This window comes from Dyella sp. (assembly GCF_035508675.1).
Lineage (GTDB): Bacteria > Pseudomonadota > Gammaproteobacteria > Xanthomonadales > Rhodanobacteraceae > Dyella_B.
On the sequence record NZ_DATJMN010000044.1, the window covers coordinates 1 to 9,150 of the forward strand.

9 protein-coding genes are annotated in these 9,150 nt (G+C 63.4%); 6 read left to right on the forward strand and 3 right to left on the reverse strand.

All coding sequences use genetic code 11. From position 1 onward, the window contains the following. Together VMA74_RS02745 and speA are read right to left on the reverse strand one after the other, a co-directional pair. Positions 1–604 (reverse strand): 3-hydroxybutyrate dehydrogenase (locus tag VMA74_RS02745; RefSeq protein ID WP_325364577.1); only part of this gene is annotated, 604 nt, incomplete at its 3' end. A 98-nt stretch (positions 605–702) separates the two neighbouring features. Then, positions 703–2,592 carry a biosynthetic arginine decarboxylase gene (gene speA, locus VMA74_RS02750; RefSeq protein ID WP_325364579.1) on the reverse strand — a complete coding sequence of 630 codons (1,890 nt, stop codon included), beginning with the start codon at positions 2,590–2,592 and terminating at the stop codon, positions 703–705. Between the two features lie 291 nt (positions 2,593–2,883). Here speA and speE point away from each other — a divergent pair, with 291 nt between their 5' ends. Beyond that, positions 2,884–3,735: a polyamine aminopropyltransferase gene (gene speE, locus VMA74_RS02755; RefSeq protein ID WP_325364581.1), complete on the forward strand. Its 852-nt coding sequence runs from the start codon at positions 2,884–2,886 to the stop codon at positions 3,733–3,735. Positions 3,736–3,790: 55 nt separating this feature from the next. On the opposite strand, the gene VMA74_RS02760 is transcribed toward speE, so the two are convergent. Next, complete coding sequence (locus tag VMA74_RS02760; RefSeq protein WP_325364591.1) at positions 3,791–3,976, reverse strand: antitermination protein NusB; 186 nt, start codon at positions 3,974–3,976, stop codon at positions 3,791–3,793. A 180-nt stretch (positions 3,977–4,156) separates the two neighbouring features. On the opposite strand from VMA74_RS02760, the gene VMA74_RS02765 reads away from it, so the two are divergent. The 5 genes from VMA74_RS02765 to VMA74_RS02785 form a co-directional block, all read left to right on the forward strand. Then, on the forward strand, positions 4,157–5,170 hold the full coding sequence (locus VMA74_RS02765; protein ID WP_325364583.1) for a hypothetical protein: 1,014 nt from the start codon (positions 4,157–4,159) through the stop codon (positions 5,168–5,170). A 125-nt stretch (positions 5,171–5,295) separates the two neighbouring features. After that, positions 5,296–5,928: an AAA family ATPase gene (locus VMA74_RS02770; RefSeq protein WP_325364585.1), complete on the forward strand. Its 633-nt coding sequence runs from the start codon at positions 5,296–5,298 to the stop codon at positions 5,926–5,928. Between the two features lie 49 nt (positions 5,929–5,977). Further along, positions 5,978–6,451 (forward strand): histidine phosphatase family protein, encoded by a 474-nt coding sequence (locus tag VMA74_RS02775; RefSeq protein ID WP_325364587.1) that lies wholly within the window; start codon positions 5,978–5,980, stop codon positions 6,449–6,451. A 158-nt stretch (positions 6,452–6,609) separates the two neighbouring features. Next, positions 6,610–7,152, forward strand: coding sequence for a YceI family protein (locus tag VMA74_RS02780; protein ID WP_325364593.1), 543 nt, complete (start codon positions 6,610–6,612; stop codon positions 7,150–7,152). 187 nt (positions 7,153–7,339) lie between these two features. Continuing rightward, the coding region (locus tag VMA74_RS02785) for a phospholipase D family protein (protein ID WP_325364589.1) at positions 7,340–9,150 on the forward strand (1,811 nt) is incomplete at its 3' end.

Consider the following 9,150-nt stretch of genomic DNA (forward strand, 5'->3'; position numbering starts at 1 on the left):
CTTGTTCGGGAATCTGCTTTTCCACCAGCGGCGTACGCACGAAACCGGGGCAGATCACATGCGAGCGCACGTTATGCGCCGCACCTTCTTTCGCCAGCGTGCGTGCCAGGCCAAGCAGGCCATGCTTGGCCGTCACATACGCCGATTTCAGCTTCGAGGCTTCGTGCGAATGCACCGAGCCCATGTAGATGACGGTGCCGCCACGATTATCCTTGTACATGTACTTGAGCGCGGCCTTGGTGGTCAGGAAGCCGCCATCGAGGTGGATCGCCAGCATCTTCTTCCAGTCCGCAAACGAGAACTGGTCGATCGGATTGATGATCTGCACGCCCGCATTGGAAATCAGCACATCCAGGCTGCCGAAGGCTTCCACCGCCTTGTCGGTGCCCGCGTTCACCGCGTCTTCGCTGGTGACATCCATGGCGATGCCGATGGCCTTGCCGCCGGCCGCCTTGATCTCTGCCGCCGCCGCATCCGCGGCCTGCTGATTGATGTCGGCGATCGCCACCGCCGCACCGTTCTTCGCATAAAGCTCGGCGATAGCCTTGCCCAGGCCGCTAGCGGCACCCGTGATCAATGCAACCTTGCCGTCGAGACTTGCCATGTGCCACTCCTTCGGATGGATTAAAAAAATGGGGGCGGCACATCGGGTCGCCACAGGATGTTTCGACCGTCCGTCGAAACATCCGTGGGGCGGTACCGCTAACGCACGCCCTCGGAAAGGTAGGTATAGCCGGTCAAACCTTCATTCAATGTTACAAACAGGCTTTCCGCCGGCTCGCCTTGGATGCCGGCGGCGGAAATTCGTTCACGGTAACTGCGGCGCAACGCCTCCAGATCATAGCCGACATAATCCAGCATCAGGTCGGTGGTGTCCCCGCGCCGCTTGTGCGCAAACACGTAATTGCCGCCATCCACGCGCACGTTCACCGCGTCGGTGTCGCCGAACAGGTTGTGGATGTCACCCAAGGTTTCCTGATAGGCACCCACCATGAAGATACCGAGGCGGTACGGCTCGCCGTCGTTCAAGGCGTGAAGTGGCAGACTGACGTCCACGCCTTCGGCATCCACGTAGTGGTCGATGCGGCCGTCCGAATCGCAAGTAAGATCCACCAACACACCGCGGCGCGTCGGCCGTTCGTGCAGGCGTGCGATCGGGGCGATCGGAAAGATCTGGTCGATCGCCCATACATCGGGCACCGATTCGAACACGGAAAAGTTCACGAAGTATTTGTCGACCAGCTTTTCGTCCAATTCGTCCAGCGCCTGGCGATGCGCACGCTCCGCCGGCAGCAAGCGCGCGCGCACCGCGTTGGCGATGGCGTAATAAAGCTCGTCCAGCCGCGCGCGCGCCGCCAGCGAAAGCTGGCCCAGCGCATACAGCGTCTGGCCTTCTTGCACGTGGTGCTGGGCTTCGTGGAAAAGCTCCAGCGGCGGGCGCGTATCCAGTTCTTCATACACCTCGCGCAAGTGACGAAGCACGGCCGGCTCATCACCATCTGCCGGCGGCAAGCTGCCGGCAGGCACCGCTTCCACTTCGCTCACGTTCACCACCATCACGGCGTGATGAGCCGTCATGGCGCGCCCCGCCTCGGTGATGATGTGCGGTGCCTGCAAACCTTCGGCTTCGACCGCTTCGGCCAGCGACTGCACGATCGTCGCCGCATATTGTTCGATCGAATAATTGATCGAGTTGTGGCTGCGCGAGCGCGAACCTTCGTAATCCACGCCCAGGCCGCCGCCCACGTCGACGATCTCCAGCGGCACGCCCATCTGCGTGAGTTCCACAAAATAGCGCGTGGCTTCGCGCATGCCGTTGGCAATGTCGCGCACGTTGGAAATCTGCGAACCCATGTGGAAGTGCTGCAGCTTCAAGGTGTGCTTGAGACCGGCCTGATCGAGGCGCGCCACCAGTTCCAGAACCTGCGCCGGGGACAAGCCGAACTTGCCTTTGTCGCCGCCGGTGTTCTGCCATTTGCCCGCGCCGATGGACGCCAGCCGCACACGCACGCCGAGCAGCGGCTCCACGTTCAAGGCGTTCGCTTCGCTGATCACATGATCGAGCTCGGACAACTTTTCGATCACGATGTGGATGCGCAAGCCGAGCTTGCGCCCGATCAGCGCCAGGCGAATGTATTCGCGGTCTTTATAGCCATTGCAGATCACGATGGAGCCGGGCCGCGCCATCGCCAGCACCGCCATCAATTCCGGCTTGGAGCCGGCTTCCAGGCCAAAGCCGTGCGCACCGGCGGCCACCAGTTCGGCCACCACGCCGCGCTGCTGGTTCACCTTGATCGGATAGACGGCGGTGTAGCCGCCCGCGTAATGCCACGCATCGATCGCCTTGGCGAACGCGCCCTGCAGGCGCGCCAGGCGGTCGGCCAGGATGTCCGGAAAGCGCACCAGCAAGGGCAGGCGCAAGCCTTCGGCACGGGCACGTTCGACGATGTCGGGAAGAGAAAAGCCAGGGCCGCTCGGGCCATGCGGACGGATCACGATGTGACCGGCGTCGTTGACGTCGACGTAGCCATCGCCCCAGTAAGGCACGGCGTAGGTATGACGGGCAGCATCGGTATTCCAGGCGTTCGCCATGTGACGGTATCTCCTATTGGAGGATGTCGTCGTCGCAGCGGCGGAGCCTTGACGAACACAAAGCTCGCCGGCCGGAAGCCTCGCACGCCGCGGGGCCGGAAGAGCCTGATGGCCGCACATGGCGACCAGTCGCGTATTGTAACGGCCGGCTGCGACAATTTGAGGTCAGCGCTTGCTTCTTCTCGCCGCCCGCGGCCAAAGCGGGGGAGGGCAGGAGCGGCGGCGGCACGACTTCAAGCGTTGCCGCTACAATTACTTTCCTTTAACCCGAGTTCCAAGGATCTGTCCGTCATGTCGCAGCCCAGCTGGTTCACCGAAGCACACCAGGCTTCCGGCTCCTCCATCGGTTATCGCGTCGAAAAGCTGCTGCATGCGGAGAAAACTCCGTTCCAGACCATTGAGATCTACCAGACCACCGACTGGGGCAACCTGATGGTGATCGACGGCTGCGTGATGCTCACCAGCCGCGACAACTTCCTCTACCACGAGATGATGACCCACCCGGCGCTGTTCACCCATGCGCGCGCCAAGCGCGTGGTGATCATCGGCGGCGGCGATTGCGGCACGCTGCGCGAAGTGCTCAAGCATGAAGAAGTCGAGCACGCGGCGCAGGTGGAAATCGACGAGCGCGTCACGCGCCTGGCCGAGCAGTATTTCCCTGAGCTGTGCGAATCCAACCACGATCCGCGCGCGGAACTGCTGTTCATCGACGGCATCAAGTACATGGCCGATGCAGAACCGGAATCGCTGGATCTGATCATCGTCGATTCCACCGACCCGGTCGGCCCGGCCGAAGGCCTGTTCAATGCCGTGTTCTACACCAGCTGCCACAAGGCGCTGCGCCACGGCGGCATCCTGGTGCAGCAGAGCGAATCGCCGCTGGCGCACCTGGAGCTGATCAAGTCGATGCGCGCCGCCATGCGCACCGCCGGTTTCAGCGCGGTCAAAACCCTGCCCTTCCCGCAGCCGTGCTACCCCACCGGCTGGTGGAGCTGCACCATGGCGCGCAAAGGCGGCGACCTGGCCGGCTTCCGCGAGCGCGGCGCGCTGAGCAAGAACTTCTCCACGCGCTACTACAACGCCGACGTGCACAAGGGTGCCTTGGCCTTGCCGGAATTCATGCGCGAGGCGCTAGGGGAATAAGCCGTACGGCATGGGTCGTCATTCCGTTGCGCGCGAATGACGACCCAGCGATTTGCTAGAAGATCCTGTTTCGCACTTTCGGCAACAACACAATCACCAACGTTGCGAGTGGACCCAACAACAGCGACAGCAGGAACCACAGCAGGCCACTGCGATTCTTGCCTTGCGCCAGGCCGGCATTGATCAAGGCCAGCGTGCCCCATCCCACGAACCACGGGGCGGCATTCGCCTGGGCAAGCATCGAAAACGACTCCACAGCGTTCTCCTGTGTTCTTCGTGGGCAGCGAGTCAGCATGCTACAGGAGCTGATGCAGCATGCCCAAGGCATGGCGTTCAGCGAAAAATCGAACAACGTTCCTGTTCAGAAGTCCCTCAATCCCCTCCGGCTATGCTCGTCTCTTTTATGACCCATGGAGTTCCCATGCGTGGATGGCGCCTTGTTGCCCTCACTTTGACCTGTGCCCTCGGCACCACGGCGGTAACTGCCAAGCAGCAACCCGCTCCCAGCGCCGCGGAACCCCGGGAAAAAGCGCTGCTCGCATTTCAGAACGACCTGATCAGCGTACTGGCCCCCAGCGGCGATGCGGACCGCTTGCTGGCAGCGGCCTTGTTGGCGCGCCCGCTGCCGAATCCCAGCAAGTTCAATAGCTTCCATGCCCTGATCGAACGCGCCGCCCGTGTCGACGGCGCCGGCCCGGCCGTGAGCTGGGCACGCCTGGCCGACTGCGATCGGAACGCACATGCCTGCCCCAACAGCGATGCCGTGGCGCAACTGGTGCAACAGGCACCGGACAACGCGGCCGTGTGGCTGGTGAAGCTGAGCCAGGATGCCAACAGCCTGAAAAACGACGATGCCCGCCAGGACTTGGCCAAGGCCGCATCCGCCAAGCTGTATGACGACTACAGCGGCGTGGCGCTGAAAGCGCTGGCCAACGGCAGCACGCTGCTGCCGCCGCCCAACGCGACCGTCGATCCGAACTCCAACGCCGGCCCCTACGGCGTCCAGGTGCTGGTCGCGTTCGGCAGCGCCGCCGGCATGCCGCAGCCGGCGCTGCGCGACACCGCCAGCTTCTGCGAGGCCAAGGCACCCAAGGACGACGGCATCAAGAACGACTGCCTGAAACTGGGCAAGCTGCTGGAATGGGGCTCCAGTCCCCTGGCCCGCTCGCTCGGCCTGCATCTGCGCGAGGTGCTCAACGCCGATCCGGCCCAGCAGCAGGATGCCCAAAATGCCCGCCGCAATCTGATCTGGCAGGTCCAGAACTTTGCGGCCATTTCCTTGCGCGCCCAGAGCGATAAAGCCCAGGCACAACATCTGCTGGCCCTGGCCCGCAGCGGCGGCACCCAGATGAGCCTGATGCTTGCCGCCATGCACGACGCCGGTGTGCCTACGGATGCGCCGGCGGATTGGCAGCCGGGGCAAAGCCGTAAATAGCTCAACGCCGACATCTGCATCCTTGCTGCACGCCGCTTTTACGATTCCCGATTGGCGATTGCCGATTTACGGCTCTCTACCGGCCCGCTACCCTTGGCCCCACCTCCCGCCAACAGGGGTAACCGATGCTTACGGTATTGGTAGCTAGCAGTAAAGGTGGTTGCGGCAAGAGCACGCTGGTCACCCAGCTTGCTTCGCATTGGGCGCAAGACGGCAAGCGCACGGCGATTGTCGATAGCGACCCGCAAGGCTCCAGCTATCGCTGGGCAAGCCTGCGTCCCGACAACGTGCCTGGGGTGCTGGCGCTGGAAGGCGGCAGGCGAGCGCTGGAAAAACTGCCCGAAGACACTGACCGCGTACTGGTCGACACCGCCGCCGGCTCGCACGAGAAAGAGCTGGAGCCGTACCTGGAGCAAGCCAACGTGGTGCTGGTGCCGGTGCTGCCCTCGTCTTTCGATCTGCATGCCACCCTGAAATTCCTCGAGCATCTACGCAGCATCAGCCGCATCAAACGCGGCAAATTGCCGGTCGCCCTGGTCGGCAACCGCCTCAAGCCGTGGACCCACGCCAGCCAGGACGCGATCAACCAATTGGCGGAGCAGGCGCCGTTCCCGGTGGTGGCGCAACTGCGCGATACCCAGGCCTACGTGCTGCTGACCTCGCTCGGCAAAGGCATCTTCGATTACGGCTCCGAGCAGGTCCGCGGCCATCAACAGGACTGGAGCCCGCTGCTACGCTGGATCAAGCGGCAGCATTAAGGCGCGCCTTTCACATCAACCAAGCCATCCTCCGGGAGAACTCACCGCTATGCACGAACTGATCCTGTTGCGTCACGCCGAAGCCCAGCCCGCCCCACCCGGCGGTGAAGACGAGGTGCGCCGCCTCAGCGGGCGCGGCGAACAGGAAGCGCATGCCGCCGGCATGTGGCTGAAAAAACACGGCAAGCGGCCGGATCGCGTGCTGTGCTCCCCTTCCGAACGCACCTGCGCCACGGCCAACCTGGCGCTGGCCGAAATGGAACGCGCACCGGCCATGCAGAAGGCCTCCGAAATCTACAACGCCACGCCGGGCGAGCTGCTGGCCCTGCTCGACCAGCATGGCGACGTCAACACGGTCATGTTGGTCGGCCACAATCCCGGCATCGAGCGGCTGGTCGCCCTGCTGGTGGAAGGCCGTTCCGAGGATTTCCGTGGCATGCCGCCGGCCGGACTGGCCGTGCTTCATTTCGATGGTCCGCTGGAACCGGGCAACGCACGGCTGGACGCGTTCTGGTCACCATGAAGCGCAGGGATGCTCTAGAACCTGTCACGCACCGATCGTAGACAGGCGCTTATCCATTTGGCGCAGGCAGCATGATGTTCAGCAGGTTCGCAGGGGGGGGTGCACGGTACAGGGGCGGTTGGCCGTGTGCGTGGCGGCCGATCGCGCTTTTGCTGCTGATGTTGCTGATGTTGCCGCTGCTCGCCGTCGCCAACGGCACCGATTACCGCATCGATCCGAACCGCTCCGAAGCCATGTTCCGCGTCCGCCTGTTCTGGTTGGACAAGGTCAACGGCGAGTTCACGCACATCGATGGCGACGTGGTGCCGGGACCGCAACCCGGCAGCTGGGTGGTCAACGCCACCATTCCGGTCGACAGCGTCACCCTGCCTTCGACGCACATGCGCCAACTGCTGCTGGCGCCGTCGTTCTTCGACGTGCGCCATCACCCGACCATCCACTTCGTGTCCAATCCCATTGCCCAAGCCGCGCTCGATCATGGCGGCGCCCTGACCGGCCACCTCACCTTGCGTGGCGTCACCGCGCCCATCCGCTTTGCCATGGAGCCGGTGCAATGCAAGCGGCTGGCGATGACGCCCTGCCAGATCGTGCTGCGCGGCATGCTCCAACGCAGCACCTTCGGCATGACCAGCGACCGCCTTGCGCTGTCCGACAGCGTCGACCTCAATCTCAACATCACGCTGCAACCGGAAACCCGTTGAACAGCCGTTACTGATCGGCCGCTATGATGGGCCGCCCGGCGACCGGCGGTGCCGCCTCTGTTTGTACGCAGCTCAGGAAAGTGAACCGTATGTGGAGATGTAAGCGGACAACCATGCAGGCGTGCAGGCAAGCCCTTGATGTGGGATACGGTACAACCGTGCGCATGCTTTGAATCGAGTTTTGCCGATGCGCATGCGTTACCGCTTTTTGCTGATCCTGTTGCTGGCGTCCCTGATACAGGGCTGCGCGCTGAGCCGCGCGCAAATCAAGCAAGCCGATAGCGTTGTTGCCGCGGGTGTCGACCGCCAGACCCGTTGCGACCGCACCAATCATTGCGCCACGCCATCGCCGCTGCTCGATGCGGCCACCCAGGCCATGGCCGAATCCACCGCCGACCACCCCGAGCATGTCATCACCCTGCTCGACGACAGCGAAGCCTCACTGGTCGCGCGCATCAACCTGATTCGCGCGGCGAAAAAGTCGATCGACGTGCAAACCTACATCTGGGACGAAGATGACCTGGGCCAGCTCGCGCTCAGCGAGCTGGTGGATGCAGCGCGGCGCGGCGTGAATGTGCGCATTCTTGCCGACCAGTTGTTCTCGTTCGAAGACCCGACCCTGCTCGCCCAGCTCGCCTTCGCCAGCCCTCATCTGCACGTACGCCTGTACAACCCCACCTTTCACAACTCGCGCACGCCGCCGCTGGAATTCGCCGCCGGCATTGTTTGCTGTTTCATGAAATTCAACCAGCGCATGCACAACAAGCTGCTGCTGGTGGATGACACCATCGGCATCACCGGCGGACGCAACTACCAAAACCGCTACTTCAACTGGGACAACGACTTCGATTACGTCGATCGCGACATCATGGTCGGCGGTCCGGCGGCACGGCAGATGGCCGAGAAATTCAACGTATTCTGGAACCACAAGCGCGCGGTGCCGCTCACGCAACTGCGCGACGTGAACCGGCTGATCCTGCGCCATCCCGCGCTGCCGGCGTGGCCAGGCCCCCACTACGTCTACCCCGCTCGCGTAGCCGCTGCCCAGGCCGAAGCGGAAGACCCGGATTGGCTCGCCGAGCACATCACCCGCAACACCCTGCACGCCAGCAACGTGGAGTACTTCAGCGACCTGCCCGCCAAGACCGAGCAACCCACGCGACACCAGGCACTGGAATTCACGGCGCATTTGATGCAGCTGGTCAACCACGCCAAGAAGCAAGTGGTGCTGCAGACGCCGTACCTGGTGATGAGCCGGCGCGCCGAGAAAATCTTCAAGCGGCTGCATCGCCAAGACCCCGCGCCGCAGATCATCGTCTCGACCAATTCGCTGGCTTCCACCGATGCCTTCGCCGTGTATGCACTCTCGTACAAGCACCGCAAAAGCTACCTGACCCAGTACGGCTTCGACATCTACGAACTGAAACCGCGCGCCGAACTGGCCACCGCCGCCTACATGCAGGCCAACGTGGAGGACGAAGACGACGACGGCCCGGAGGTTGCCGGCGCATCCGGCACGCGACACAAGCGTTTTCCCGGCACCGAACGGCGCCCCGGCTTTTTCGGCAGCACCGGCAGCCGCAACCGCCCGCCGCCGCTCACCAGCCCCGGCCGCCGCTTCGGCCTGCACGCCAAATCGCTGGTCATCGACGACGACCTGGGCATGGTCGGCTCGCACAACTTCGATCCGCGCTCCGACCACTACAACACCGAAGGCGGCGTGATCGTCTACGACCAACGCTTCGCCAACGAATTGCGCAATTCCATTCTCGACGCCACCCTGCCCCAGAACGCCTGGGTGATCGCGCCACGCAAACCGAGCATTCCCGTGCTCGGCCAGATCAGCCAGCTGCTCGGCGATATTTCGGCCAAGCTACCGCTGTTCGACATCTGGCCGTTCCGCTACGCCACCAGCTACGAGCTGAAGCCCGGCTCGGCTTGCCCGCCGATGCAACCGAACAATCCGGACTTCGGCCGCTGCTATGTCCCCGTGGGCGA